The following is a 26,727-nucleotide window of genomic DNA, read 5'->3' on the forward strand; positions in this document are numbered from 1 at the left end:
AGCGATGCAAAATGATAGTGTGACAACGTCACAAAAACTGCTGGCCCGGCGAAAGAGGGTGCTGGGGGCGGGTTATCGCCTGTTTTATCAGGAGCCGCTGCATGTGGTGCGGGCAGAGGGCGTGTGGCTTTACGACGAACAGGACCGGCCTTATCTGGATGTTTATAATAACGTGGCGTCGGTGGGTCATTGCCATCCGGCGGTGGTGGCGGCTATCGCCGAACAAAGCGCCCGCCTGAATACCCATACCCGCTATCTTAATGACGCCATCGTGGACTTTGCCGAGGATTTTCTGCAGGAGTTTCCCGCGGAGCTGGGGAATATCACCCTGACCTGCAGCGGCAGCGAGGCTAATGACCTGGCCCTGCGCATCGCCCGCTTCGCCACCGGCGGCAGCGGCGTACTGGTGGCCCGCTGGGCTTATCACGGCGTGACCGCCGCGGTGGCGGAAGTCTCTCCGGCGCTGGGGGACGGCGCGATACGCGGCCCGTCGACGGTGCTGTTCGATGCGCCGGACAGCTATCGCCGGGGAATTTCCCTTGCCGAGAGCGTGGCGGGAGCCCTGCGGGATATGCGGCAGCGGGGCATCAAGCCGGCGGCCTTGCTGGCGGACACCATTTTCTCCAGCGACGGGATATTCTGCGCGCCTCCCGGACAGTTGCGCCAGGCGGCGGAGCTGGTGCGCCAGGCCGGCGGCCTGTTTATCGCCGACGAAGTGCAAGCGGGGTTCGGCCGCACCGGTAACGACATGTGGGGCTTTACCCGCCACGGCGTCACGCCGGACATGGTTACCGTGGGCAAGCCGATGGGCAACGGCCACCCGGTGGCGGGGCTGGTGGGACGGCCGGCGCTGTTCGATGTCTTCGGAAGCAGCCAGCGCTATTTTAATACCTTCGGCGGCAATCCGGTCTCCGCCCGCGCCGCTCATGCGGTGCTAAAGATTATTCGAGAGGAAAAGCTGGCGCAAAACGCCGCCCGGGTGGGAGACTATCTGGCGGCGGGACTGCGCCGGCTGGCGGCCCGCTATAGCGCCATCGGCGACATTCGCGCCTACGGATTGTTTATCGGCGTTGAGCTGGTGCTCGACCGGCAGACCAGGGAACCGGCGTCGGAGCTGGCTTTTCAGGTCGTGAACCTATTGCGCGGACGCCGAATTTTGACAAGCACCACCGGTCCCCGGGCCAATATCCTCAAAATCCGGCCGCCGCTGGTGTTTCAAACGGAGCATGCCGATCTGCTCCTTGAACAGTTGGATCGGGTACTGGCGCAGTGCCATGCCTGATGGCCGTTCAGAGCGCGGGACGGTCCCTGGCGATAAACGCCAGCAGGGTATCGTGGCTGTCCATAATATCCTGCCGGATGGCCGACGCCGCGGCGGCGCAGTCATGGCGGCGCAGCGCCGCCAGCAGTTCCTGATGATGCCCCACCGCCATCTGCGGCGAAATCTGCATATAGGCTTGGGCTATCAGCGGACCGATGCGCATCCACAGCCGATCGATAAAGCTGCTCAATAACGGCATCTGGGCGCTGTGGGCCACCAGTAAATGAAATTCGCTGTTCAGACGCAGCGCGTTCGCCAGATCCTCTTCGGTAATGGCGCGGATATTGCGGCGGATATTAACGGTCAGTTGCTGCAAAACGGCGGGAGAGATATGCTGTGCCGCCCGTTGGGCGCCTAATCCCTCCAGGTCCAGCCGCAGGGTGCGAATTTCCAAATATTGCTCCTGGGTCAGGGACGGCACCCGGATATCCTTAGGCGTGCGCATCTCCAGCGCCTGCTCCTTTGCCAACTGCAAAATCGCATCCCGCACCGGCGTGACGCTGGTTCCCACCTGGGACGCCAATTCCCGGATACGCAGACGTTCATCGGGCTTAAGCTGGCCGGTGATCAATGCCTGACGCAACGTGGCATAGACGCTGGAACCCAAATAGGAATGCTCAATAGGACCTGGTTGGTAACTCACCTGCTCACCTGTATCAACGCCGCGGACGGCAAAAGAATTTCAGTGCATCGAATATACAACATGATGCGTCAAAAGACAGCCGGATACCCCTGCGTGCCGCCGGATCCGGCCTGATGATTTTAACTCTTACAGAGCAAGTGCTACTCTGTTACAACCATATTCATTTATCTTCAAAGGGCTTAGGATGCCAATATCAGTCCGCCGCGGTGCCCGAAGGCATTCTGGCAACGGAGCGTTTCATCCCTGCGCCGCGGCGGGTTAAATCACCATAATACGGGGAATTACCATCGATGAAAGCCATTGTTTATACCCAAAAAGGGTTACCGATTGAAGATCCGCACTCCCTGTTCGACACCGACCTGCCGAAGCCCGCGCCGGGTCCGCGGGATTTGCTGGTGGCGGTTAAAGCCATATCCGTCAATCCGGTGGACACCAAGGTCAGGGCCAGGGCAGCGGTGACCGAACCACGGGTGCTGGGCTGGGATGTGGCCGGCGTCGTCACTGAGGTCGGCCCGCAGGTCACCTTGTTCAAACCGGGCGACGAGGTCTTCTATGCCGGCGCCATCACCCGTCCGGGGTGCTACAGCGAATTTCACCTGGTGGACGAACGCATTGCCGGGCATAAACCCGCCAGCCTGGGGTTTGCCGATGCCGCCGCGCTGCCGCTGACCTCCGTCACCGCCGGGGAACTGCTGTTCGACCGCCTGGGCGACAAGGAAAAGGGCGGGGAGAATGATATTCTGCTGATTATCGGCGCCGGCGGCGGGGTAGGCTCCATCCTCACGCAGCTGGCCCGGCAGTTAACCGCCATGACCATCGTCGGTACGGCATCCCGGCCGGAAACCCGCGAATGGGTCTCATCTTTGGGAGCCCATCATGTTATCGATCACAGCCGGAATCTGGTTGAGCAATTACATGCCCTGGGCATAAAAAACGTGACTCATGTCGCCAGCCTGACCCACACCGACAGCTATTACCCACAGCTTATCGAGGCGCTCGCACCCCAGGGACGCCTGGCGCTGATAGACGATCCCGCCACCCTCGACGCCATGCCGCTCAAGGCCAAAAGCCTGTCGCTGCATTGGGAATTGATGTTTACCCGCTCCACGTTCCAGACCGCCGATATGATAGAGCAACACCATTTGCTGGAGCGCATCTCCTCCCTAGTGGATAACGGTACGCTGAAAACCACCCTGGGCCAGCACTTCGGCGTGATTAACGCCGCCAACCTGCGGCGGGCCCATGCGCTGATCGAAAGCGGCAAATCCCGCGGTAAACTGGTGCTGGAAGGTTTTTAACCCGCCGTTCTTGCGCATCATGCCCGAGGGCGTTATGATTGAGTGAATACTCATTTAACAGCTCCGATGCATTATTTCCATGGCCAGACCCAAAAGTGAAGACAAACGCCAGGCCATCCTGGCGTCTGCCATAGCCATTTTCGCCGCCCAAGGGCTGGGGGCGCCCACGGCAAAAATCGCCCGCCGGGCCGGGGTGTCGGAAGGTACGCTGTTCAATTACTTCAGCAATAAAGATGAATTGCTGAATGCGTTATATCTGCTGCTGAAAGCGGAATTAAGCGAGGTCATGCTGCCGGGGTATCCGGATAGTCAGGATCTCAGGAGTAAGGCGCTTCATATCTGGCGGCGTTATATCGGCTGGGGGGTAGACCATCCGGATAAGCGCAAATGCATGGCGCTGCTGACTTTATCCGATCGGGTCGGCGAAAAGACGCGCGAGCGGGCTATGGAGGGATTCGCCGAGATCAACCTGGTGATTCATCACAGCGTGGCCGGGGGATCATTTTGCGGCCGCTCCCCGGATTTCGCCGGGGCCATAATGGCAGCCCTGGCGGAAACCACCATGGATTTTATCCAGCGGGAACGGGATAACGCCGAATTCTACACATCAATGGGCTTTGACGCCTTTTGGCGGGCCATAGCCGGGTGAATTTGAAATTCATTTTTTTTCCATTAATTAATGAGTGATTACATACTCATTAAAAATCGTCCTGAAGGAGAATATCATGAGTCAAGTGTGGTTTATCACCGGAAGCGCCGCCGGTTTGGGCCTTTCCATCACCGAAGCCGCGCTGGCGGCGGGAAACAAGGTTATCGCCAGCGCCAGAAAACCGGAAAGGCTTGCCGATTTGGTGGCAACCTATGGCGATCGGATCCTGCCGGTGGAGCTGGATGTCACGGATTCCGCCGCGGCGCAAAGGGCGGTTGCGGCCGGCATCGCCGCGTTCGGCGGCATTGACGTATTGGTGAATAACGCCGGTTACGGTCATATGGCGCCCTTTGAACAAACCCAAGAACAGGCGTTCCGTACGGAAGTGGAAACCAATTTTTTCGGCGTGGTGAATGTCACCCGCGCGGTGCTGCCGTTTATGCGGGAACGCCGCGCCGGCTATATCTTCCAGGTATCATCGGTGGGAGGACGCATGGGCATGCCGGGCATGAGCGCCTACCAATCCGCCAAATGGGCGGTGGGGGGCTTTAGCGAAGTGCTGGCCAAAGAGGTGAGTCCGCTGGGTATCCGGGTCTGCTGCCTGGAGCCGGGCGGCATGAGCACCAACTGGGGCGAACGCGCCCTGCAGGATGTTCCGCCGATAATGCCTGAATACGAAAGCTCAGTCGGCGCCTTGCTGGGCTTTCTCAAACAGTATATTGACCATGAAAACGGCGATCCGGCCAAAGTGGCCCAGGTCATCCTGGCCCTGGCCGGGCATTCGGTCCTGCCGGAGCATCTGCTGCTGGGCAGCGACGCCGTGCAGTACTGCGCGGCGGCCGAGCTGACGCGGCAACAGGAGGCCGAACGCTGGATCAAGGTGAGCAATTATATCGACAAAGGCCAGGATATTCCCCTGGAACTGCCGTAAACTCAGCAACCGGCCGCATCGGCCGGTTTGCCAATTAGTGAGACCTGTCAAAGAAAGCGCGCTCGGACTCCGGTATCTTAGCCAAGTTATACTTGACCTGAGTCAAGTGTCGTTTGCGTGGTATAAAACGAGCCTGCGATGCACGAGTTCAATTTAGTTTTACTGCTGCTACAGCAGATGTGCGTATATTTGGTCATTGCCTATCTGCTCAGTAAAACGCCGCTGTTCATCCCTCTGATGCAAGTCACCGTCCGTCTGCCCCATAAGCTTTTATGCTATGTCATGTTCTCCATGTTCTGCATTATGGGCACTTACTTCGGCCTGCATATCCAGGATTCCATCGCCAACACCCGCGCCATCGGCGCGGTGCTGGGCGGCCTGCTGGGGGGACCGCTGGTGGGCGTCCTGGTGGGGCTGACCGGCGGTCTGCACCGCTACTCCCTCGGCGGGATGACCGCCGTCAGCTGCATGATATCCACCGTGGTGGAAGGGTTGCTGGGCGGGCTGGCCCATCGGTTGCTCATCCGGCGCGGGCGCATTGACCGCCTGTTTAATCCCGTTACCGCCGCCGGGGTGACCATCACGGCGGAAATCCTGCAAATGCTGATTATCCTGGCGGTTGCCCGTCCTTACGATGAAGCCCTGCGCCTGGTAAAAAGCATCGCCTTGCCGATGATAGTCACCAACAGCGTCGGCGCGGCGATGTTTATGCGCATTCTCCTGGATCGCCGGGCGATGTTCGAAAAATACACCTCGGCGTTTTCCGCCCGCGCGCTGAAAATCGCCATCAGTACCGAAGGCTTCCTGCGCCAGGGCTTTAACCAGGAAAACAGCATGAAGGTGGCCCAGGTCATTTATCAGGAGCTGGATATCGGGGCGGTGGCCATTACCGACCGGGAAAAGCTGCTGGCGTTCATCGGCATCGGCGACGACCACCATCTGCCGGGTACTCCCATCGCCTCGGCCCACTCCCGCCGCGCCATCGATAATAACGAAGTGGTCTATGCCGACGGCAATGAAACCCCCTATCAATGCTCGCTGCAGCGCAACTGCAAGCTGGGATCGACCCTGGTTATCCCGCTGCGGGGCGAAAATGATGAAGTCATCGGCACCATCAAATTGTATGAAGCCAAGAACCGCCTGTTCAGTTCCATCAACCGCACGCTGGGGGAAGGCATCGCCAGCCTGCTGTCGGCTCAGATCCTCGCCGGCCAGTATGAACGGCACAAACTGTTGCTGACGCAATCTGAAATCAAACTGCTTCACGCCCAGGTCAATCCTCATTTTCTGTTTAACGCCCTCAATACCCTGGTGGCGGTGATCCGCCGCGACAGCGATCAGGCCGGGCATCTGGTGCAAAATCTGTCCACTTTCTTTCGCAAAAACCTTAAGCGGTCGGAAGAAGTCGTTACGCTGGCGGATGAAATCGAGCATGTCACGGCATACCTGGAAATCGAAAAAGCCCGTTTCCAGGATCGGCTGCAAATTCGCTTCGAACTGCCGCAGCCTTTGCTAACCCTGCGGTTGCCCGCTTTCTCCCTGCAGCCCATCGTTGAGAACGCCATCAAGCACGGCACTTCCCATCTGCTGGGACCGGGGATCATTACCCTGCGGGCGCAGCAGCGGGAAAATCACCTGGTACTGAGCATTGAGGACAATGCCGGCCTGTACCGGCTGACGCCGGGCAATACCGGACTGGGCATGAATCTGGTGGATAAACGCATTCGCATACGCTACGGCGACGATTACGGCGTCAGCGTGGAATACGAACCGGAACACTTTACCCGTATTATCTTGAACCTGCCGCTGGAGGATAAAGCCTTATGCTGATCCGGGGCCTGCCGCTGAAGGATAACGCCTTATGCTGACCGTGCTGATTGTGGATGACGAACCCCTGGCTCGGGAGAACCTGCGCTGCTTGCTGCAGCAAGACTCCCGGATATCCGTCATCGGCGAATGCGCCAATGCGGTGGAAGCCATTGGCGCGGTACACCGGCTGCATCCCGACGTGGTCTTTCTCGATATTCAGATGCCGCGCATCAGCGGCCTGGAAATGGTGGGCATGATTGATCCCGCCAGCATGCCCTATATCGTATTTCTCACCGCTTACGACGAGTACGCCGTCAGGGCTTTTGAAGAGCATGCCTTCGATTACCTGCTTAAACCCATTGAGGCGCCAAGGCTGGCGAAACCCCTGAACCGCCTGCATGAGGCGCGCCCGGAGCAGAACCTGCAGGCCTTGGGCGGCGAGGAAAACGGCCTGCAATATATCCCTTGCACCGGCCACAGCCGCATCTATCTTTTGAAAACCGACGAGGTGATTTTCGCCAATTCACGGCTGAGCGGCGTCTATGTCACCGGCACGGAAGGGGGCGAATGTTTTACCGAACTGACGCTGAAAACCTTGGAAAACCGCACGCCCATGGTGCGCTGCCATCGCCAGTTCCTGGTGAATATGGCGCATCTGCGGGAAATCCGCCTGGAAGAGAGCGGCCAGGGGGAAATTGCCCTCAGCAACGGCCACTCCGTGCCGGTCAGCCGCCGCTATCTGAAATCCCTCAAACAGATGCTTGGCCTGAAGGGCTGACGGCTCCCGCCGGCCATTCGTACTTTCGGAGAAACAGGCAAACATCAAACAGGATTGCACAGGGAAAATCCCGCCGCGTGCTACATAATTCAAACAGTCGCTTTTTATACGGCAGCGCCATTCTATGGCCCGAAGCGTTTTAAACGTTTCGTCTATCACATGAGGATTCTTCCAATGCGCTACAAAAAATTCGGTAACACCGGTCTGTTTGTTTCGGAACTGTGCCTGGGTACCATGACCTTTGGCGGCGAAGGCGGCATGTGGGGCAAAATCGGCAATCTGCAGCAAGGGGAGGTGGATAAGCTGGTGGGCCACGCCCTGGATAACGGCATCAATTTTCTGGATACCGCCAACGTCTACTCCGAAGGACGTTCGGAAATCATGACCGGCCAGGCCCTGAAAAATCTTAAAGTGCCCCGTGAAAACGTGGTCCTGGCCACCAAGGTTTTCGGCGAAACCGGCACCGGCGGCATCAATTCCCGCGGCTCTTCCCGCTTTCATATCATGGAATCGGTAAAAGCCAGTCTCGGACGGCTGCAGCTTGATCATATCGATCTGTACCAACTGCACGGTTTTGATCCCGCCACCCCCATTGAGGAGACGCTGCGGGCCATGGATGACCTGGTGCGGGAAGGGCATATCCGCTACGTCGGCGTATCCAACTGGGCGGCCTGGCAGATAGTGAAAGCCCTGGGCATCTCCGAACGGCTCGGCCTGGCCCGCTTTGAGTCCCTGCAGGCCTATTACACCGTGGCCGGACGGGATCTGGAACGGGAACTGGTGCCGATGCTGCAAAGCGAAAACGTCGGGTTAATGGTCTGGAGTCCGCTGGCTGGCGGTCTGCTGAGCGGTAAATACGGACGCGATGTGCAGGCGGAAGAGGGCAGCCGGCGCGTCTCCTTTGATTTCCCGCCGGTTAACCAGGAGCGGGCCTATGACTGTATCGACGCGATGCGGGTTATCGCCGACCGACACGGTGTCTCGGTGGCGCAAATCGCCCTGGCCTGGCTGCTGCATCAGCCGGTGGTGTCCAGCGTGATTATCGGCGCCAAACGGCTGGAACAGTTGGAAGATAACCTGGCGGCCACCGGCATTACGCTCGGCGACGAGGAACTGGGCGCCCTTGACCAGGTCAGCGCCCTGCCGGCGGAATATCCCGGCTGGATGCTGGAACGCCAGGGCGGAGCCAGAAGACAACAATTAAGCGACGCAGAATAATACCGCACCCGGCGCGGCCCAATTGCTGGGCCGCGCCGCCGGAAATATTTTTGTCCGCGCTATTTTCGATATATAAAGCCTTCATAAATATCCCTTGAATTGACTTTGTATACCCTTGATTGTCATTCACGGTGGTATTAAAGAATGATATTAAATGATGGGGTTTTCTATGTATCAAATCGATTATAATAGCTATCGCTCTGTAAAGGGTTTTAATCGCCGGGTTCGTTTTCTGGTATTACATTATACTGCAATTGATTTTAAAGCATCCATCAACGCTTTGACAGGTTCTTCGGTCAGCGCTCATTATCTCGTTCCCGATCCTTTGGATAAGACTTATATTGAAGCGGGCTTCAAGGATATGCGTATTTTAATCTGGTGGATGAAAACGAACGTGCATGGCATGCAGGTGTCAGCGTATGGGCCGGACGCGTTAACCTGAATGACACAGCAATTGGGATTGAAACGGTGAATTTAGCGACTGATAATAATGGAGTTTTTAATTTTCCACCTTATAATCCTACGCAGATAGAAGCAATTAAACAATTGACCTCGAATATCCTCCAACGCTACCCAGATATCACGCCATCGAATGTGGTTGGGCACAGTGATATCGCGCCCGGAAGAAAAAGCGATCCGGGAGCTGCTTTCCCGTGGAAAGAGCTTTATGACGCAGGTGTCGGCGCATGGTATGAAGATGCGGCCCGGCAGCGCTACCAGGCACAGTTCAGTGAGACTCCTCCCGCCAAAGCGGACATTGTTGCTAAATTGGGCACATACGGATACGACACCTCGGCCACAGGCACCGAAAGCGGATACAAGAATGTGATTCGGGCATTTCAGCTTCATTTTCGTCCACAAAACTTTGATGGAGTTCCGGATGCTGAAACAGCCGCAATCCTTTATGCATTGGTAGAAAAGTATTTCCCCTCAAAATAACGGCACTACGGCGCAATTATCATTGGAAGGGTCAATCAATACTGGCCACCTGAATGAGGTCTTCTAGACAATTCTCTTCCGACTTCCTGCGCCACCGCCCTGGCGGTGGCCAAAAAATCATCTGGAACATCCGCTTTTCTGTATGCCATCGCCAGTTCATACGGAATTGGCGTCCCGAGGCATCACGGTCAATACGATTACGCCGGGGTTGATTGCGGGGACAGGGTTCTTTGGCTCAGCGGGCATTCCCAGCGAACGCATGGCGGAAATCGTCAGTGAAATTCCCGTTGGACGAGCCGGTCGTCCTGACGATGTTGCCGCGGCGGCTGCATGGCTTGCCGGCACCGAGACGGCATTTGTCACCGGAGCGACTATTCCGGTGAACGGCGGATGGCGAATAAGTTAGCCTAGCAAAACGATGGGTGGCCTTACCGCTGGGTCGGGGCGGGGTGAGCGACTAAAAGAAAGGACAGTGAGGTTTGCTCGGTATTGACAACAAACACACTCTGCCGCATAAATTTCCCCTCTGTTAAGGCTTTTCTACGAGGTCATAAATCATGGCAGTAATCCGGTCCGCCTTACTCTCAGATGCTCCCGCTATTGAAACGTTGCTTTCCGATCTTGGTTATCCCGGCACCGGCGGTTTTATCAAAGAGAGGATTCAGCAGCTTCTGGCTCATTCCGACGAAGAGCTGCTGGTGGCGGAAGAAGAGAATAAGATCCTCGGCGTCATCTCACTGCATTTTATTCCTCAGTTGGCGCTGGCCGGTGATTTTTGCAGAATCAGCTATTTTTGCGTGGACGCGGCTGCCCGCGGCAGAGGGATTGGGAATCTGCTTGAATCCCGTGGGCAAGAATTGGCCCGTGCCCGTCACTGTGACAGAATCGAGGTGCATTGCCATGCCAGACGGATCAATGCCCACCGTTTTATGAACGGCAGGGGTACGTTGAGTCGCCCAAATATTTCTGTAAATCGCTTAATAGCAATAGCTGAGTGCCAATGCCTGGCCTGCTGCAAAAACGCCATATCCTGCTCGGAGAAGGAATTTATTGTGGGCTCATCGGTTATGGATATTTGCCGAGGCGTGGTGGAACCTTCGCCTTGTCCAGATAGGCGCAGATCATATACGTCAGCTGCGATTGCAGGCTGCCGTCCGCTAACAGCTCTGACTGATTCCTTTCAAAAACGGTGCGAACGGTGCCGCAAAGGACATTCGACAGCATCAGGTTCACCCGGGGGAGATCCCTGAACTCCGCGTCCGAGGCGCTGGCAAACATGGCCTCGCTCGCCGCTTCGACACGCCGTAGCATCGCCTCCACTATCTCGGCGACATTCACCTCCGCCGCCGCGCGATAGAGGGCGCTGGTCACATCACGGCGCTCAATCTTGACCTTGATATAGGTGCTCACCAGCGCTTCGCTCATCAGCCCGTAGGGTTTGCCATGATGTGCCAGGCAGGCTGCTTCCACCCGCTCGGCCAGCATGGTCAGATATCTCTCGTTCAGCGCATAGAACAACGCCTGCTTATTGGGAAAATACTGGTAAAGCGAGCCGACGGACACACCCGCTCTTTCGGCCACTAGCGTTGTTGTCAAACGGGAGGGGCCCTCCGCCAGTAAAACCTGAATCGTTGCCTCGAAAATGGCTTCCACGGTTGAGGTGGATCGCGCCTGCCGCGGCGTTTTCCGGGCGCTTTGAGAGAGCGGCTGTCTGGAAATCATATGCGAATTCAAAACCTGAAGGATTCTTCTTATTCTTAATGTGATCGTAATATCCTCACTTTTCAAGGAACTTTACATGACAAATATAACTCAGCGTGTAGCCCTCGTAACGGGCGCCAACAAAGGCATCGGCTACGAAATCGCCAGACAGCTTGCCCAAGCCGGTGTCTCTGTCCTGTTGGGCGCGCGGGACACAGGCCGGGGTGAATCCTCGGCCAATGAACTGGCTTCCCTGGGCCTTGGGGTGTCGTTTATTAAGATTGATATTTGCGACGGGGAGAGCATTGCCGCGGCCGCTGCCAAGATAGATGCCGAGCATGGCCGCCTCGATATTCTGGTGAACAACGCCGGCATCGCCGACTATACCGACGGCGCGCCAGGCGTTGCCGCTCTGGATGCCGTGCGTCGCGAGCTGGAAACCAATTTCATCGGCGCGCTGGCGGTGACGCAAGCCATGCTGCCGCTGCTGCGCAGATCCGATGCCGGGCGTATCGTCAATATGTCCAGCAGCCTTGGTTCTTTGACCCTCAATGGCGACCCGAGCTGGCCGTTCTATGACGTCAAGCTAATCGGCTACAACGCATCAAAGGCCGCGCTGAACATGCTTACCGTCCAGCTCAACGCCGAGCTGAGAGATACCAGGATCACCGCGGTATCCGTCTGCCCGGGATTGGTGAACACCGATCTTAGCGGACATCGCGGCGACCGAACCCCCGCCGAGGCGGCGGCGTTTGTGGCGGGACTGGCCCGGCTTACAGAACACGATGCTCTGGGGGCTTATCAAAGCGAAGAGGGCACCGTTCCCTGGTGATTTACCTGCATCATGGATGATGCTAAAGTTTTCATATAACCTATAATCAGATACCTATGCAAAGAAAAACCGTTTTCAAAGAGCGCACTTTACTTTCCGTTACTGCAAGACGGTTTAAACTCTCTGGGGTCATCCCTTTCCAGACCTGAGAGAGTAAAACTATGGACAGTGATATCGTCACTCACATCAATAATGTTCCTCTTGAAGAAGTATCAGTACATCGAAGCAACGGCTGCTTTCAGTTTGTCACTCGATTTAGAAAAATTCGCCAATCCGATAATAATGTCGCTGACAATACATCATCCCCGGTTTCATATATCGGCATCGGTCGTTTTTTTACTCTTTTCCAGCGGGCACGCCCGAAAGAGTACCATCCAAAAGGGCCAAATCTGCGGAGTGTATACCTTTGCAAAGCAGACATAAGAGGTGAAAACCTGAGGAATGCGAATCTAAAACGAGCAAACCTTTACAAAGCAAACCTCTGCAATGCAATACTGCACAAGGCGGACCTGAGGCATGCAGACCTGCGTAAAGCAAATCTGTACAAGGTAGATCTGCGCAAAGCAGACCTGAGCTATGCGAATCTAGGCAAAGCAAATCTGCAGGGGGTGAAATTTCGTAAGGCGAACCTGACCGGTGCAAATCTCACCGATGCGACGGTAGCCATTGGCCTTAATAATTGGCGAGAGCTCCTTACGATCAAGCCATCGCCGAGACAGTTGGGCAAGGCTAACCTGCGGTTGACGCTGCCTGAAAGCTGGGATGCTAGTTTGATGGAATGGCATTTAAATCACATTAATAATAGCCATGGCGGCAGTTTGCTGACATTAATCGACAGCCTGGCTCATCACGAGCAAAAGGTAAAATTGCTTTTGCAACTCATGGATTCATTGGTCGCGACAGATATGTCAATCGTTGCGTTACCCTTGTTGTCTATCATTGGCAAATCTGCTTATTCAGGCGAACAGCGCCTTTGCGTGTGGCTAAGCAGGATTTGCGCCGATTTTATGTGGGAATATGGCGATAACATTATTCCGCCGCTGCGTGAGCCGGTTATGAATGCTCTGTTTGAGCATTTCCGTCGCGATCAAACATTTGCGCTGCAATTTAATAGCGTATTTATCCAGTTAATCAGCCAAGGTATTGCTGGGGAAGGCTGCCTGCGTAAGGAAGCAATTAATATTTATCAAAGTTACCTAAACCATGAAAAGGTTATTCCCTACAGTTCCCAGCACACCTTTGGCGATTTTAGCGGCAAGCCGGATTGGTCGGATAGACATGCCGCTAATTTAATACTCTTTTCAGGCAGGAGAAATGGTCGTGTCATGCTGCTGTCGCAAAATACCCTTGCCGGTATGTTGACGCCCGACCGGGCCAATCCAGTCTGGAACCAAATGTTTGTCTACCAGGGGCTGGAAAACCTGAGCGCGGGTGAATATCAATTGCCCGCGCTATTTGCAGAGGATTTTCGCCTTTTTCTGGGGCCGTTGATGGAAGCGGAAAGAACCACAGGTTTCAACAAATTTCTCAATGCCATACCGCTTGGTGATTTGCGCACGTCGTTTGAATCTGCAACAAAGCACAAACTCTGTCGGGAAAAGCTGGTCAGCCTGGACAAACAGCTGAAGCTTGCGGAAATATTCGCCCCCTTATTGGAAGAAAATCCGCAGAGGGAGCGTTTCATTTTACATGAAAAGCATTATCAGGATGTCATCGCCGCATTTGGCATTTCTGATGCTGACCGGACCCGCCAGGCCCATACGCTGCTTTGCCTGGCCGCCGTAGTGGCAAACTATACATCGAGCGCTATTTTCGGCACGGAATGTGAATCACCATTAATGTTGAGAAGCTATGCCTGGGCCATGATGGAGAAAGCGTATCAGCGTGACGCGGCTATCTTTGACTCGCAAGAACAGTACACAGACTGGGAAAATCATCTGCTGGGCTTGGCGGGAGAAAGTTCCAGTTGTACCGCTTCTTTATCCGAACAGATGATTACCCACGCAAAAAAACGGTTCCCGGTGATACTGGCGAGCGTAATGCCGCCGGCCTGGTATTGAAGGTGACCGACGACGACCTCATTTTTTACATTGCTGGAAGTTTATAATGAAACTCACCTCTTCACGCGGACGGATTAGCCATGGTCCGGCACCCAAGGCCCTTGCAGTTCCACCTGCGGAAATCCCGCGGTAAGCACGCGAAGCTCGGCGTCGCGCGGCGTGTTATCACCCTGTCCCTGAATGCTGACAATATCCTGCGGACAGGCCGAGAACGCCACATAGCAGTCCATCTCAGCACGCAGGATAATGTAATCCCCCGGATGCGTGACCGTCGGCAGCGTTTTCAGCGTGCGTCCGTCAGGTTGCACCCGGATATTCATAAAGATGTTGAACGAAGCCAGATTGCCATGGGGCAGGGCCACGCCCAGTTCCGCCATGGCTTCAAACAGGTTGTCATGGCAGTTGCGATGCGGTTCGGTACAACCCAGTAGCTCATAGCGCCGGGCATCGCACGCCGCCATAAAAGTGTCATGCACCCCCGGCGAGGTATCCGCCACCAGCGTCAGGATGGGATGGCGCCGGCTGGTGATAAAACTGTCGCCTACCTGCGGATTAAGCCTCTGATTCCATACGCGCGTCGCTTCCATACACATATATTCACTGACATCGCCGGCGTTGTACGCCCAGCAATCCACCACCTGCGTACCGTGCAGGTTCACCACCTGCACCGCTTCACCCTTCGCCAGACGCACTGCTTTGCCGTGGCGCGCGGGAATTAACTGGATATCACGATGATGAGATACAGCCGACATGTTCTTCTCCTGGTTAATGTTGCATGCCGCGACGATAGCGTGTCATGCGATATTCAATATGGCGCGCCAGCCAGTCAATCAGGCTGTTCAGCACCCAGTAACACAGCGCCACGGTAAGATAAATTTCCAATGGCGCGTAAGTATCGGAAATCGCCTGCTTCGCGGCGTACATAAACTCCTGCACCGACACAATCGACAGCAGCGCTGAGTCCTTGATGAGCCCGATCATCAGCCCCACCAGCGGCGACAACATCTGCGGCAGCGTTTGCGGCAGCACGACATCCCGCAGCTGTTCACTGCGGCTCAGACCCAATACGCGGCAGGCTTCCCACTGGCCGTGGGGCAGGGCCCCGATGGCGGAGCGGATCACCTGTGCGATGTACGGCGCGTAATAGAGCGTCAGCGCAAGCACGCCCACCTGCGGCGAGGTAAAGGTGATGTCATATTCCGGCAGCACGAAGTAGAGCAGATAGACAACCACCAGCAGCGGCAATGCCAGCGTCAGGCTGGTGTAGATATGCAGCAACCGCCGCCAAAAAGGCGGCGCGCGTAATAATGCCACCGCCATCAGCGCGCCCCACGACAACGAACAGAACGCCGCTATGGCACAGAGTTGGAGCGTGGCAATCATACCGTCGCCCAGGGACGGTAATGACCTGATGATCGCCTGCCAGTCCATTACGCCGTCCTCCGTTTTGCTTCCAGATGGCGTACCGTGCTAATCAGCGGCAGCGCAATCAGCAAATAACCCGCTGATACCAGCAGCAGCACCTGAGTCGCATCGTAAGTGCGGGCAATCACGATTTGCCCCGCGTAAGTCAGTTCGGTGAGCGCCACTACCGACGCCAGAGGCGTGGTTTTCAGCAGAATGGTGAATTCGTTGACCAGCATGGGCAGAGCGGCGTGCATCACCTGCGGATTGATCACATACCACCACGTCATCACGCGACTTAAACCCAACGTGCGTGCGGCTTCACGCTGACCCCTCGTCACCAGGCTTTGATTCACCCGGAGAATCTCCGCAACATAGGCGCCGCTGTTCATGCCGATTGCCAGCACGGCGGCCAGCATTGGCTGGCCGCCGAGGCCCAGGCGCGGCAAGGTGAAAAACACCACAAACAGCTGTACGATTGCCGGTGTACCGCGCATCAGGCTGACATAAAGCCGCCCAACGGCGCGCCACGGCCAGGCGCGGCGAAGCTGAAGAAAACAGATGAGCTGTCCCAGCACAAGACTGAGCAGCGCCGCCAGCACGGTTAGGATTAGCGTCATCAGCAGGCCGCGTCCTAATTCCGGCAGTGCGGCCAGCACCTGTTCATCCAGTCCCGGCATGGGCTACCCCTCGCCAAAAGCCGACAGGTTTTCCGCCGCCGACAGACGCAGCGGCGCCGGTTTATCATTGCCCTCGATGCCGGTACAGCAGGCCGATACGATGAACAACGTATCCATCACCACGCGGCAGGTGATGCTATCTCCCGGCTGCGTGCGGTTGATTTCCGGCAAGATTTCCCCTTCACGGGTCAGATGGACGTGCATAAACAGGTTGATGGGATCCGGCAGTTTAGGCACCGACATGCCCAGGCGCGCCAAGTCTCCATTCACCGCTTCAATGCAGCCTTGGCCCTGATAACCGCGCTCCGCCAGCCACGGGCGAGTGGAGCCCGGCAACAGCAAGTCATGACGTTTTACGCTGTCTTTGCCAAGCACCATCATCGGACGACGCCGGTTGTTCACCAGCCGCATCCCCGAACCCAGCAGATAGCTGTTGCTGAACACGCGGGTGTGATGCACAGAGAGCCACACGGCGGGATCGGCCAGACTAAAGCCGAATAAAGATGCCACCGCCCCTTCTCCCATAGCGGTAATTCGCAGCAGTTGACCGCGCAGCACGGGGATCGAACCCGCTTCCCCCGCTTTAACGTTGACCGGCGCGGCAAGTGAACGTACTTCATTTTCGGCCCAGGCTTCACGCATTAACAACATGCCGTACCTCCTCGTCATAACCGTTGCCGATTTTTATCTCAATGGGTGTTACCTGCAAACCGTTGCCGGGAATGATGTCCTGCGGGCAGGACGAGACCGCACAAATCAGATCGCAGAGCGCTTCAAATACAATATGGTCACCCGCTTTGCTGTTGGGATCGGTGACTTCCATGCGGCCATCGGCGGTAACCGGCCCGTTCTGGAATAGGTTGAACGGTTCCGGCAGGCTAAAGTAAGTCACGCCATGTGCTTTCATACCTTCGAGCAGGTTATCGACGCAGTTACGATGGCCCTCCACGCCGAAATCGATACTGTAGCGGGTGCGATCGCAGGCGGGCACATTGGCATCGTGAATGCCGATGGTATCGGCGACGATGCGCAACATAGGGCGGGTTTCACTGGACCAAAGCGCATCCCCCGGCTTGAAAAACAGCGCGCGAAGATGCTGGCGCGTATGTACTGGGGAGAGTTTTTCATTAAGGTCATCAGCGTTGACCGCCACAAAATCGGCGGCCTGCTGTCCTTCGGCGTCAATGACGGTTATGAATTGCCCCTTGTTCACACGGAAGGTTTTACCGTGACCCGCGGGCACCGTCAGCGTTGATTGACACATAAGTTACTCCTGAGGAATAAAATTGCTTTCGGGCACGGTAAAGGTGGTGCCGAGATACTGTTTTTGCAGAGCGGCGAGTTCGCCATCTTTCTGCATTGTCAGGATGTGTTCGCTGATGGCTTTGTTCAGGCTGATGTCATCTTTACGCGTTGCCCAAGCCATCCACTGGGATGGACCGGCTTCCCCCACCTGTACCACTTTGTTAGGGTATTTTTTCACGATCGGCGCCAGTACCGAGATATCGTCAAACACAAAGTCGGCGCGTTTGGTCATCAGGGTGCTGACGGTTTGATCCAGCGTATCGACGCTGATGATGGTGATGGGCTTCTTGCCTTCCTTGCTCAGCGTCTCGTTAAAGCCTTTGAGCAACTGCTCCGGCACACTGGCGCTTTTCACCGCGCCCCGCAGGCCTGAAAGATCTTCAGCAGCCACCGTTTTACCGTTGAATGTTTTCGCTTCGCTTTCACGAACCAGTACGCCATTAACGGTTTTGCTGTACGGCGTGGTGAACAGCACTTTCTTGGCACGCTCGGCGGTAACGTTAAGAGACGAACCTTCGGCATTGAACGAGCCGGAAATCAGTCCCGGCAGAATGCCGCTGAAGGCGGTTTTCTGAAACTCCAGTTTCACGCCGAGGTCTTTGGCGAAAGACTCCATGATAGCCACGCTGTAGCCGGTGATCTCGCCTTTATCATTGGTGAACTCATAAGGCGGAAAGGTGGGATCGATGCCGACCGTGATTTTGCCGCTGCTTTTGATATCCGACAGCGTGTCGGCCTGAGCGGTTGTTGCTGCGCCAAGGGTGAGCAATGTGGCGATCAGCAGCGCTGTTTTTTTCATTATGGTGATTCCCTGAGATGGGTGAATGGTCATGAACGACCGAGCAGTTTTCATGCCAGCTTTACTCTGGGCATAGAGATGAATTGAGCTTAGAAACCGCTTTTTCTCAAGGAATCAATAAGAAATATAAGTTTCAATTATTGTAATTTATATTTCTATGGTTTCACAGAGATGGACAACAAAGCGGCGTCGGATCCTGCCGCTGCACTTGTTTGGTGAGAAAATGATTATATCGTGCACCAATGGATACATCATTCCAGTTCGTCGAGGCTCTGATGCAGAGCTTCAATGGCGGCGAGATGGTCGTTGCTGACTTTGCCCATGCTGCGTGCCACCAGTGAACAGAGCAGATTGCAAACGGCGGACAGCGACACGGTGCTGTCGAAAATCAAGCTGCCGTCGGTATGGCAGCGCAATACCCAGCGCGCATGCTTCGCCGGCTTGCCGGCCAGCACGTCGGAGATATAGAGCATGGGCACGCCAAGTTCCTGAAGGGTATTCATTGCGGCTTCCAGCGCGGGCATACGCCGCCGCAGGCCGACGCAAATGACCATATCCTGCGGACCGAGCGCGGCCATATGCTCAGCCAGTGAATCGCCGGCACGGGGCAGCAAGCGTACGTCTGGATGAACGTGAACCAGATCGCGATAGATCAGCATCGCAATGGTTTGACTATGGCGCCAGCCCATCACCACCACGCGACGCGCTTTTGCAATTGCATCAACACAGGCCTCCAACTGGTGGCTTTCCAGCGAACGGAAGGTGTTAACCAGGTTGGTAACCTCTTTCTCCAGATGGCTTTGCATCAAACTGTCGAGGGGCGAAGAGTTAGGCGCGGCCTGCAGATAAAGGGGAGAGCCGCTGTTCTGCATATCCCGCGCCTGACGGCGTGCGGCATCGTAGCTTTCATAGCCGAGGTGCCGGAAGAAACGCGTCGCGGTGGCTTTGGATACGCCCGCGCTTTGCGCCAGTTCGGTTGCGGTGTTCATCGCCAACTGGCCGGGCGCCGCCAATAAGACATCGGCTAAACGCTGTTCGTGCAACGAGAGCTGATCCCAGTGTTGCCGGATACGGCCTTCCAGCGATGCCGTTTTTACGCTCATGAATGATCCCTGATATGGAAAAGTCTCATCCTGCACAGAACATGCCGTGTTGTCATCTGGAATCTGCTTCTCACAACCGGTCGAACAGCTCGGTTTCGCGCCGATTGCGCTAGGGCCGCTCAAGGAAGGCGGTTTGCTCGTCCAAGCCAGGGGGCAATCCCTGGGGTAGACTGATCTTTAAGGATCTCGTCAAGTTCAAATAGCGGCCTGTGACGACAAAGTCACAGGCCGCTAAACGATCATAAGGACCGAAAAAATCGTTAGACATTGAACAGGAAGTTCATCACATCGCCGTCTTTGACGATATATTCCTTGCCTTCGGAGCGCATCTTGCCGGCTTCTTTAGCCCCTTGCTCGCCTTTGTAATTGATAAAGTCGTCAAAGGCGATGGTCTGGGCGCGGATAAAGCCCTTTTCAAAATCGGTATGAATCTTACCCGCCGCCTGCGGGGCGGTGGCGCCCACCGGAATGGTCCAGGCGCGCACTTCTTTGACCCCGGCGGTAAAATAGGTTTGCAGATTGAGCAGCTCATAGCCGGCGCGGATCACGCGGTTCAGCCCCGGCTCTTCCAGGCCCAGCTCAGCCATGAATTCGGCTCGTTCGTCTTCTTCCAATTCGGCGATATCGGATTCCACCGCCGCGCAGACCGGCACCACCACCGAGCCCTCGGCTTCGGCAATCTTGCGCACCGTATCCAGGTATGGATTGTTGTCGTAGCCGTCTTCATTGACGTTGGCGATATACATGGTGGGTTTCAGCGTAAGGAAACTCAGGTAGCGGATGGCCGCTTTTTCTTCATCGGTGAGGTTCAGCGTGCGCAGCATGCCGGCCTCGCTCAGGTGGGGCAGGCATTTTTCCAGCGCGGCCAGCTCGATTTTGGCGTCTTTATCGCCGCCTTTGGCGCGCTTTTGCACCCGGAACAGCGCCCGTTCGCAGGCTTCCAGATCCGATAGCGCCAGCTCGGTGTTAATGACGTCGATATCCTCCGCCGGGTCGACCTTGCCCGCCACGTGGATGATATTATCGTTTTCAAAGCAGCGTACAACGTGACCGATGGCCTCGGTCTCGCGAATGTTGGTCAGGAATTGGTTGCCCAGTCCTTCGCCTTTCGACGCCCCTTTTACCAGTCCGGCGATATCCACGAATTCCATGGTGGTGGGAACGATACGCTGCGGTTTAACGATAGCGGACAGCTGGTCCAGGCGGACATCGGGCATCGGCACCACGCCGGTATTCGGCTCAATGGTGCAGAATGGGAAATTTGCCGCCTCGATTCCCGCTTTGGTCAACGCATTAAACAGCGTGGACTTGCCCACGTTCGGCAGACCCACAATTCCGCATTTGAAACCCATGGTTAACTCACCTTAAATAGCTTTATTATCAATTGGTTAATATTGGCCGCATCATAAACCACAGCCCAAGGCATTATTATACACACAAACCGTCTATAACTCGATTGCCCGCAAGACGCCGGGCTGCTGGGCGGGTCATTCGGCTTTGAAGGTGTGCAGACGGTTCATGGCTTTGACCGCGCCGTCGGCGATTAATATCGGCGTGCATTTCACCGCCTCGTCAATAGCCTTATCTATCAGGCCCTGTTCGCTTAACGGCGGTCTGCCCAGGACAAAACCCACCACTTTATTTTTATCGCCGGGATGGCCGATACCGATGCGCAGGCGGTGGAATTGCTGGGTATTGCCCAGGCAGCTGATGATGCTTTTCAAGCCGTTATGGCCGCCGGCCCCCAAGCTTAAGGCGGGCGTTGCCCGGCGGCAAATCCAGCTCGTCATGGGCCACCAGGATCTCTTCGGGTAAAATGCGGTAAAAGTCGCCATTGCCGCCACCGCTTTGCCGCTCAGGTTCATGAACGTGGTGGGCACCAGTAAGCGGATATCCTGGCCGGCGATAAGCAGGCGGGCGGTGTAGCCGTAAAATTTGCTCTCTTCCTTAAGGTCGAGGCGGGAGTTCCGGGCCAGCGCATCCACATACCAGGCACCGGCATTGTGCCGGGTCGCGGCGTATTCCGCACCGGGATTGGCCAGACCCACAATTAATTTGATAGACATGACATTTACATTCTCACTATGTACAGCTTTTTGACGGATTAAAGGCGTGGCGCTATGCCTGATATCGCTGCTACCTGGCGATTTACAAGAAAATCCGGCGCTTATAATAGCAGATTTCAACGCCGGTATTTCACGGCTGCGGCGGGACCTTCACGAACCCTGGCAGACGTCCCCGGATCGCAATAAAAGTGCAATAAGACAGGTCCTATTGTGTATAATAAAAATTACCCCTCGGCAGAGCTAACACCACCTTCAGTGAGTGCCGGAGATAAGCGCCGGAGAGGGGGCCCCTTTTAAGCCTCGGCCTTGTGCCGGGGCTTTTTTTATCAGGCGATTGCGCCTCACTCCCAGGCGGCCAGTGAATCTGGTTAATCGATGCATCCGTTACCTTTTGATACACTCTATAATTTGATATGTCTTAGCTGACATAATTTTATTTCTGTTGCCTTGGCGAGGACAGGGCCGTTCTGTGCCCGGGCCTTTTAATGACTGCCATTTCGCCGTATGGCATGGACTGAATTGAAAACTGAAAAGTGTTTAATTGTATGACCAAATCTTGACATTGTGATCGGAGGCACGATGTTCATCACCCCTTGCTGACTATACTTTAACCAGTAGGACTCAATGAGATACAAGATTGCCGATTTCATTGATGAACCCGGAGGTGGACGATGAAACGTAAATCAGCATTAATGATGGGTAATGGTTTAATGGGCGTCGGGATGGTCATGATGATAGCCGGGCTCGCCTGTTCAGTCATGAATCAATTACCACAATTACATATGAATCCGCTGCTGGCCAACGGCGCTATAATGGGCATATTTATCGGAGCGCTGCTGTGGTTGACCGGTGCCCGTGTGGGCGGTCATGAACGCGTCACCGACCGTTACTGGTGGCTGCGCAGGTTTGACGAACGCTGCCGCCGCGCCGGCCATCATTTACCCAAATAACCAACCCCTGCATCGTTGCTGCCATAGGGTTGCGCAATCATCATGACTTGCGCCCGAAAAGCGTAAGAGCTTGTCCCCTTGTCCCGAACTTGTCTCGCAGGTTCGGGCTGATTTTTTTACGGGCGGGTCCAGAGCGCCCGCCTAGCGCAAATTTTTAACGTTTAAAACCCTGCTGCATCAATGCTCAAACATGGCGGAAATTGATTCTTCATTGCTGATACGGCGTATGGCTTCAGCCAGCATGCCTGACAATGTCAAGGTACGGACATTGGGCAAGGCTTTAATAGCGGGCGACAAGGGAATCGTATCGCAAACAATCACTTCATCAATAACCGAGCTTCTGATATTGTCAATGGCATTGCCGGAAAAGATAGGATGGGTGGCATAGGCGAAAACACGCTTGGCGCCACGATCCTTCAGCGCTTCAGCCGCCTTGCACAAGGTGCCGCCGGTATCGATCATGTCGTCAACCAAAACACAGTCACGGTTCGCCACGTCGCCGATGATATGCATCACCTGCGAAACATTGGCGCGGGGACGGCGTTTATCGATGATGGCCATATCGGTATCATTGAGCAATTTGGCAATAGCGCGGGCACGAACCACGCCGCCGATATCCGGTGAAACGACGATGGGGTTTTCCAATTCCTGCTGCAACATGTCTTCCAGCAGGATCGGGCTACCGAACACGTTATCCACCGGCACATCGAAAAAGCCCTGAATCTGTTCGGCGTGCAGGTCAACCGTCAGAACACGATCGACCCCCACGCTTGACAAAAAGTCGGCCACGACTTTTGCGGTGATGGGTACACGGGCGGAACGTACGCGACGATCCTGGCGGGCATAGCCAAAGTAAGGGATAACGGCGGTGATGCGTCCGGCGGAGGCCCGGCGCAACGCATCGACCATGACCACCAGTTCCATCAGGTTATCGTTGGTTGGCGCACAGGTGGATTGGATAATGAAAATATCCCCACCGCGCACGTTCTCATTGATTTGCACGCTGACTTCGCCGTCGCTGAAGCGACCCACAGCGGCGTCCCCTAGGCTGGTGTATAAACGGTTGGCAATACGTTGTGCTAGTTCCGGGGTGGCGTTACCAGCAAAAAGCTTCATATCAGGCACGAGAAGAACCTCAGGCTTGCGTCCAGAGAAGGTATTGCACAGGATAACACTCGGGACTGGAGCGCCATACGGGGCAATGCCACACGGGTAAAATCTCAATTCGCCCCGGCCAACGTGTCATGTAATGGAGAAACGTTGACGCCACGAGTTACAAAACCATGCATCCATGCCGGGGCTTGCTCAAGCACCTGGCGGGCATCGGTCTCGGTATCGAATTCAGCGAATACACAAGCGCCGGTGCCAGTCAGTCGCGACGGCGCGTATTCTAACAGCCATGAAAGATGCTGTTCAACCTCGTAAAAATGTTTTCTTGCGATTGGTTCACAAACATTCTGAAACGGCTCACGTAATAAGGTCTCCAGAGAGCGTGCCGGCGAGTCTCTTTTCAACGCCGGATCGGCAAAGATAACCGGGGTGGAAACGGACACCGGCGGCATCGCCACCAGATACCATTTCTCCGGCGGCGAGGCAGGAGTCAATATTTCCCCGATACCCTCGGCAAACGCCGCGCGGCCCCGCACGAACACCGGCACGTCGGCGCCCAGGGATAACCCGAGACGGGCCAATTCCATGTTATCCAGCCCACATTGCCACAAATTATTGAGGGCTACCAGCACCGTTGCCGCGTTGGATGAGCCGCCCCCCAATCCGCCCCCCATCGGCAGCCGTTTCTCCAACCATATATCGGCGCCGGGCCGGGAAAATTTATTTTTTGCCGCAAGAGGATGGCGCCGCAATAATTCCGCGGCCCGCACGATGAGATTATCCTCTGCCGCCACGCCGGGAAGCGGAGTAAGCAGCCGAACGACGCCGGTGTTCACCGGCTCGATGGTAAGCTGGTCGCCGTAGTCGAGAAACTGAAACAGCGTTTGCAGCAGATGGTAGCCGTCGGCCCGGCGACCGGTGATATAGAGAAATAAATTGAGTTTGCCCGGTGACGGCCAGCGATGAATCATTTCAGGTCCCAGCTATCCATTCTGAGCTTGATCCGCTGATCGCCCTGGCGAAGCTCCATATTGGCCGGCATCGCCGGCTGCGTGCCGTCGCGATAGTCCTGGTAGGTCACCGTCCAGGACTGCCCGTTCCGGCTGTAGTTAACCTGCTTGAGCAATCCCCTGTCATCCAGGGTGAAGTCCTGCGCGTCCCCCGGCAGCCCGAGCATCCACTTGCGAAGATTATCCAAAGGGATGTCCATCCCGGTCAGCTTATGGATCATCAGCTGGGCATCGTCGCTGACATATTTTTTGCCCTCGCTGTTAATCACCTGGGCCACGCCTGGCTGAACGCTGAGATCCATTTCGGTGCTGCCCAGGGGACTGGTGAGCAGCAGCCGATAGCGGTCGGGACCGGTTTGCTGCCAGTTGAACCGGGCATAGACCTTTTGCCGGGTGGAAATATAGGCAAAGGAACCGCGCGTTTGATAATGCGTTAATTGTGATACCGCTTGTTCATGTTGCCGCCATTCCGGCGAGGTTTGGCTCTTTGCCGGACCGGTGGGCGTATGAACGCTACACGCCGCCAGGAGCAGGGCGGCCAGCGGGAGGACCCGGAAACAGGCTGAAATACGCTTCGGCATGGGGAACAGCTTCCTTAATTATTTGTTGGTTTTATGGTTTTCATCACGCTAACGGACCGCTAGGATAGCGTCAATTTCTTTGATAGGTGGTATTTTAATCCCACACAATATATATAGTTTAACAAGCTAAACAGTCTAATGGTGCGAAAATGCGGTGCGACTTTTATTGAAAGCCGGCATCAAGTAGAATGCACCTAAACCATAACCATACAATTACTCGTATTATTTATTAGCCGTATTCTATGACTTTGCTGGCCTTAGGCATCAACCATAAAACAGCGCCGATCGCACTTCGCGAGCGGGTGGCATTTGCACCCGATACCCTTGATCAGGCCCTGGCAAGCTTGCTTCAGCAGCCGCTGGTGCAGGGTGGTGTCGTGCTGTCCACGTGTAACCGCACCGAATTATACCTCAGTGTGGACCAGCAAGAGAATCATCCGCAAGCGAATCCCCAGGAAACCGTTCTCCAGGAAAAATTGATACGATGGCTGTGTGATTATCACCAACTTTCCCCCGAAGACCTGCGCCAAAGCCTGTACTGGCGCTTAGGCGATGAGGCGGTCAGCCATCTGATGCGGGTGGCCAGCGGGCTGGATTCGCTGGTGCTGGGTGAACCGCAGATCCTCGGGCAGGTGAAAAAAGCCTTTGCCGATTCCCAGCGCGGCCATGTCCAAGCGGGCGAACTGGAACGCATGTTCCAGAAAGCCTTTTCCGTGGCCAAGCGGGTACGCACCGAAACCGAGATAGGCTCCAACGCCGTGTCGGTGGCCTTTGCCGCCTGTACCCTGGCCCGGCAGATATTCGAATCCCTTGCCGAGGTGACGGTGCTCCTGGTGGGCGCGGGTGAGACCATCGAACTGGTGGCGCGGCATCTGCGCGAGCATAAGGTCAAATCCCTGATTATCGCCAATCGCACCCTGGAGCGGGCCCGGCGCCTGGCGGATCGGGTGGGGGCCGAGGTTATCGGCCTGGAGGATATCGACGATATGCTTGCCAAAGCCGATATCATCATCAGCTCCACTGCCGGCACCCTCCCTATCATCGGCAAGGCCATGGCCGAGAGGGCCATGAAGCTGCGCCGAAATCAGCCGATGCTGCTGGTGGATATCGCGGTTCCGCGGGATATTGAGCCGGACGTGGGCAAGATTCCCAACGCCTATCTTTATACGGTGGACGACCTGCAGGCCATCATCGAAAAAAACATGGCTCAGCGGCAATCCGCCGCCGTCAAGGCGGAAGCCATCGTTGAGCAGGAATGTCTTGATTTCATGGGCTGGCTGCGCGGGCAGAACGCGGTGGAAACCATTCGCGATTACCGCAGCCAGGCCGATACCCTGCGAGCCGATATCGAGGCGCGCGCCCTGGCCGCCCTTAGTCTCGGCGCCGACCCGCAAGACGTGATCCGGGAAATGAGTCATCGCTTGACCAACCGCCTTATCCACGCTCCAACCAAATCGCTGCAACAGGCCGCCCGCGACGGTGACGTCCAGCGGCTGCAAATCCTGCGGGACAGTCTGGGACTGGACTAGCTCATTATACT

26 protein-coding genes and 2 pseudogenes are annotated in these 26,727 nt (G+C 55.8%); 14 read left to right on the forward strand and 14 right to left on the reverse strand.

Annotated features, from left to right (window positions below; genetic code table 11):
* The first annotated feature begins 4 nt into the window (after positions 1–4).
* Complete coding sequence (locus GTU79_RS13825) at positions 5–1,282, forward strand: aspartate aminotransferase family protein (protein WP_203521492.1); 1,278 nt, start codon at positions 5–7, stop codon at positions 1,280–1,282.
* Between the two features lie 7 nt (positions 1,283–1,289).
* Here the strand turns inward: GTU79_RS13825 and GTU79_RS13830 are convergent, their stop codons facing one another.
* The gene (locus GTU79_RS13830) at positions 1,290–1,964 is read right to left on the reverse strand and encodes a GntR family transcriptional regulator (protein WP_203521491.1); all 675 of its coding nucleotides are present in this window, start codon (positions 1,962–1,964) and stop codon (positions 1,290–1,292) included.
* A gap of 290 nt (positions 1,965–2,254) precedes the next feature.
* Here GTU79_RS13830 and GTU79_RS13835 point away from each other — a divergent pair, with 290 nt between their 5' ends.
* From GTU79_RS13835 to GTU79_RS13875, 9 genes and pseudogenes are all read left to right on the forward strand, one after another.
* Positions 2,255–3,262, forward strand: coding sequence for a zinc-binding alcohol dehydrogenase family protein (locus GTU79_RS13835; RefSeq protein ID WP_214514057.1), 1,008 nt, complete (start codon positions 2,255–2,257; stop codon positions 3,260–3,262).
* A 79-nt stretch (positions 3,263–3,341) separates the two neighbouring features.
* On the forward strand, positions 3,342–3,911 hold the full coding sequence (locus GTU79_RS13840; RefSeq protein WP_132921674.1) for a TetR/AcrR family transcriptional regulator: 570 nt from the start codon (positions 3,342–3,344) through the stop codon (positions 3,909–3,911).
* 76 nt (positions 3,912–3,987) lie between these two features.
* Positions 3,988–4,842 (forward strand): SDR family NAD(P)-dependent oxidoreductase, encoded by an 855-nt coding sequence (locus GTU79_RS13845; RefSeq protein WP_203521489.1) that lies wholly within the window; start codon positions 3,988–3,990, stop codon positions 4,840–4,842.
* Between the two features lie 138 nt (positions 4,843–4,980).
* Positions 4,981–6,672: a sensor histidine kinase gene (locus tag GTU79_RS13850; RefSeq protein WP_132921672.1), complete on the forward strand. Its 1,692-nt coding sequence runs from the start codon at positions 4,981–4,983 to the stop codon at positions 6,670–6,672.
* A gap of 31 nt (positions 6,673–6,703) precedes the next feature.
* Positions 6,704–7,429: a two-component system response regulator BtsR gene (btsR, locus tag GTU79_RS13855; protein ID WP_203521488.1), complete on the forward strand. Its 726-nt coding sequence runs from the start codon at positions 6,704–6,706 to the stop codon at positions 7,427–7,429.
* Between the two features lie 174 nt (positions 7,430–7,603).
* Positions 7,604–8,647: an aldo/keto reductase gene (locus GTU79_RS13860; RefSeq protein WP_203521487.1), complete on the forward strand. Its 1,044-nt coding sequence runs from the start codon at positions 7,604–7,606 to the stop codon at positions 8,645–8,647.
* A gap of 169 nt (positions 8,648–8,816) precedes the next feature.
* Positions 8,817–9,586 (forward strand): annotated as a pseudogene (locus GTU79_RS13865) (N-acetylmuramoyl-L-alanine amidase).
* 142 nt (positions 9,587–9,728) lie between these two features.
* Positions 9,729–9,992: an SDR family oxidoreductase gene (locus tag GTU79_RS13870; RefSeq protein ID WP_203521485.1), complete on the forward strand. Its 264-nt coding sequence runs from the start codon at positions 9,729–9,731 to the stop codon at positions 9,990–9,992.
* Positions 9,993–10,143: 151 nt separating this feature from the next.
* A pseudogene (locus GTU79_RS13875) lies at positions 10,144–10,580 on the forward strand (GNAT family N-acetyltransferase).
* Between the two features lie 71 nt (positions 10,581–10,651).
* On the opposite strand, the gene GTU79_RS13880 reads toward GTU79_RS13875, so the two are convergent.
* A complete protein-coding gene (locus tag GTU79_RS13880) occupies positions 10,652–11,308 on the reverse strand; it encodes a TetR/AcrR family transcriptional regulator (RefSeq protein WP_203521483.1) in 657 nt (218 codons plus the stop codon).
* Between the two features lie 76 nt (positions 11,309–11,384).
* Here GTU79_RS13880 and GTU79_RS13885 point away from each other — a divergent pair, with 76 nt between their 5' ends.
* A complete protein-coding gene (locus GTU79_RS13885) occupies positions 11,385–12,119 on the forward strand; it encodes an SDR family oxidoreductase (protein WP_203521482.1) in 735 nt (244 codons plus the stop codon).
* A 161-nt stretch (positions 12,120–12,280) separates the two neighbouring features.
* Positions 12,281–14,179: a pentapeptide repeat-containing protein gene (locus GTU79_RS13890; RefSeq protein WP_203521481.1), complete on the forward strand. Its 1,899-nt coding sequence runs from the start codon at positions 12,281–12,283 to the stop codon at positions 14,177–14,179.
* Between the two features lie 74 nt (positions 14,180–14,253).
* Here the strand turns inward: GTU79_RS13890 and GTU79_RS13895 are convergent, their stop codons facing one another.
* The 9 genes from GTU79_RS13895 to pth all read right to left on the reverse strand — a co-directional run bounded on the left by GTU79_RS13895 (position 14,254) and on the right by pth (position 21,536).
* Positions 14,254–14,931: a DUF1989 domain-containing protein gene (locus GTU79_RS13895; protein ID WP_203521480.1), complete on the reverse strand. Its 678-nt coding sequence runs from the start codon at positions 14,929–14,931 to the stop codon at positions 14,254–14,256.
* Between the two features lie 13 nt (positions 14,932–14,944).
* Positions 14,945–15,610, reverse strand: a complete 666-nt coding sequence (locus tag GTU79_RS13900) for an amino acid ABC transporter permease (protein WP_203521479.1) — start codon at positions 15,608–15,610, stop codon at positions 14,945–14,947.
* A complete protein-coding gene (locus GTU79_RS13905) occupies positions 15,610–16,263 on the reverse strand; it encodes an amino acid ABC transporter permease (RefSeq protein ID WP_203521478.1) in 654 nt (217 codons plus the stop codon). The genes GTU79_RS13900 and GTU79_RS13905 overlap by 1 nt, the downstream gene beginning before the upstream one ends.
* A 3-nt stretch (positions 16,264–16,266) precedes the next feature.
* On the reverse strand, positions 16,267–16,914 hold the full coding sequence (locus GTU79_RS13910; protein ID WP_214514058.1) for an urea carboxylase-associated family protein: 648 nt from the start codon (positions 16,912–16,914) through the stop codon (positions 16,267–16,269).
* Positions 16,898–17,527 carry a DUF1989 domain-containing protein gene (locus GTU79_RS13915; RefSeq protein ID WP_214514059.1) on the reverse strand — a complete coding sequence of 210 codons (630 nt, stop codon included), beginning with the start codon at positions 17,525–17,527 and terminating at the stop codon, positions 16,898–16,900. Before GTU79_RS13915 ends, GTU79_RS13910 begins: the two co-directional genes overlap by 17 nt.
* A gap of 3 nt (positions 17,528–17,530) precedes the next feature.
* The gene (locus tag GTU79_RS13920) at positions 17,531–18,367 is read right to left on the reverse strand and encodes a transporter substrate-binding domain-containing protein (RefSeq protein WP_203521475.1); all 837 of its coding nucleotides are present in this window, start codon (positions 18,365–18,367) and stop codon (positions 17,531–17,533) included.
* Positions 18,368–18,618: 251 nt separating this feature from the next.
* Positions 18,619–19,470 (reverse strand): MurR/RpiR family transcriptional regulator, encoded by an 852-nt coding sequence (locus GTU79_RS13925; RefSeq protein WP_203521474.1) that lies wholly within the window; start codon positions 19,468–19,470, stop codon positions 18,619–18,621.
* 260 nt (positions 19,471–19,730) lie between these two features.
* Positions 19,731–20,822 carry a redox-regulated ATPase YchF gene (ychF, locus tag GTU79_RS13930; RefSeq protein WP_132921658.1) on the reverse strand — a complete coding sequence of 364 codons (1,092 nt, stop codon included), beginning with the start codon at positions 20,820–20,822 and terminating at the stop codon, positions 19,731–19,733.
* Between the two features lie 135 nt (positions 20,823–20,957).
* Positions 20,958–21,536: an aminoacyl-tRNA hydrolase gene (gene pth, locus GTU79_RS13935; protein WP_253073605.1), complete on the reverse strand. Its 579-nt coding sequence runs from the start codon at positions 21,534–21,536 to the stop codon at positions 20,958–20,960.
* Between the two features lie 671 nt (positions 21,537–22,207).
* On the opposite strand from pth, the gene ychH reads away from it, so the two are divergent.
* Positions 22,208–22,486 carry a stress-induced protein YchH gene (ychH, locus tag GTU79_RS13940; protein WP_132921656.1) on the forward strand — a complete coding sequence of 93 codons (279 nt, stop codon included), beginning with the start codon at positions 22,208–22,210 and terminating at the stop codon, positions 22,484–22,486.
* Between the two features lie 177 nt (positions 22,487–22,663).
* On the opposite strand, the gene prs is transcribed toward ychH, so the two are convergent.
* The 3 genes from prs to lolB all read right to left on the reverse strand — a co-directional run bounded on the left by prs (position 22,664) and on the right by lolB (position 25,187).
* Entirely contained in the window at positions 22,664–23,611 is a 948-nt protein-coding gene (gene prs / locus GTU79_RS13945; RefSeq protein ID WP_132921655.1) for a ribose-phosphate diphosphokinase, read from the reverse strand.
* 95 nt (positions 23,612–23,706) lie between these two features.
* A complete protein-coding gene (gene ispE / locus GTU79_RS13950) occupies positions 23,707–24,567 on the reverse strand; it encodes a 4-(cytidine 5'-diphospho)-2-C-methyl-D-erythritol kinase (RefSeq protein ID WP_132921654.1) in 861 nt (286 codons plus the stop codon).
* Positions 24,564–25,187: a lipoprotein insertase outer membrane protein LolB gene (lolB, locus tag GTU79_RS13955; RefSeq protein WP_203521472.1), complete on the reverse strand. Its 624-nt coding sequence runs from the start codon at positions 25,185–25,187 to the stop codon at positions 24,564–24,566. The genes ispE and lolB overlap by 4 nt, the downstream gene beginning before the upstream one ends.
* 242 nt (positions 25,188–25,429) lie before the next feature.
* Here lolB and hemA point away from each other — a divergent pair, with 242 nt between their 5' ends.
* Positions 25,430–26,716, forward strand: a complete 1,287-nt coding sequence (hemA, locus tag GTU79_RS13960) for a glutamyl-tRNA reductase (protein WP_132921652.1) — start codon at positions 25,430–25,432, stop codon at positions 26,714–26,716.
* Positions 26,717–26,727: the final 11 nt, after the last annotated feature.

Origin of the sequence: Sodalis ligni, from assembly GCF_016865525.2 — a bacterium.
Taxonomy (GTDB): Bacteria; Pseudomonadota; Gammaproteobacteria; order Enterobacterales; family Enterobacteriaceae; genus Acerihabitans; species Acerihabitans ligni.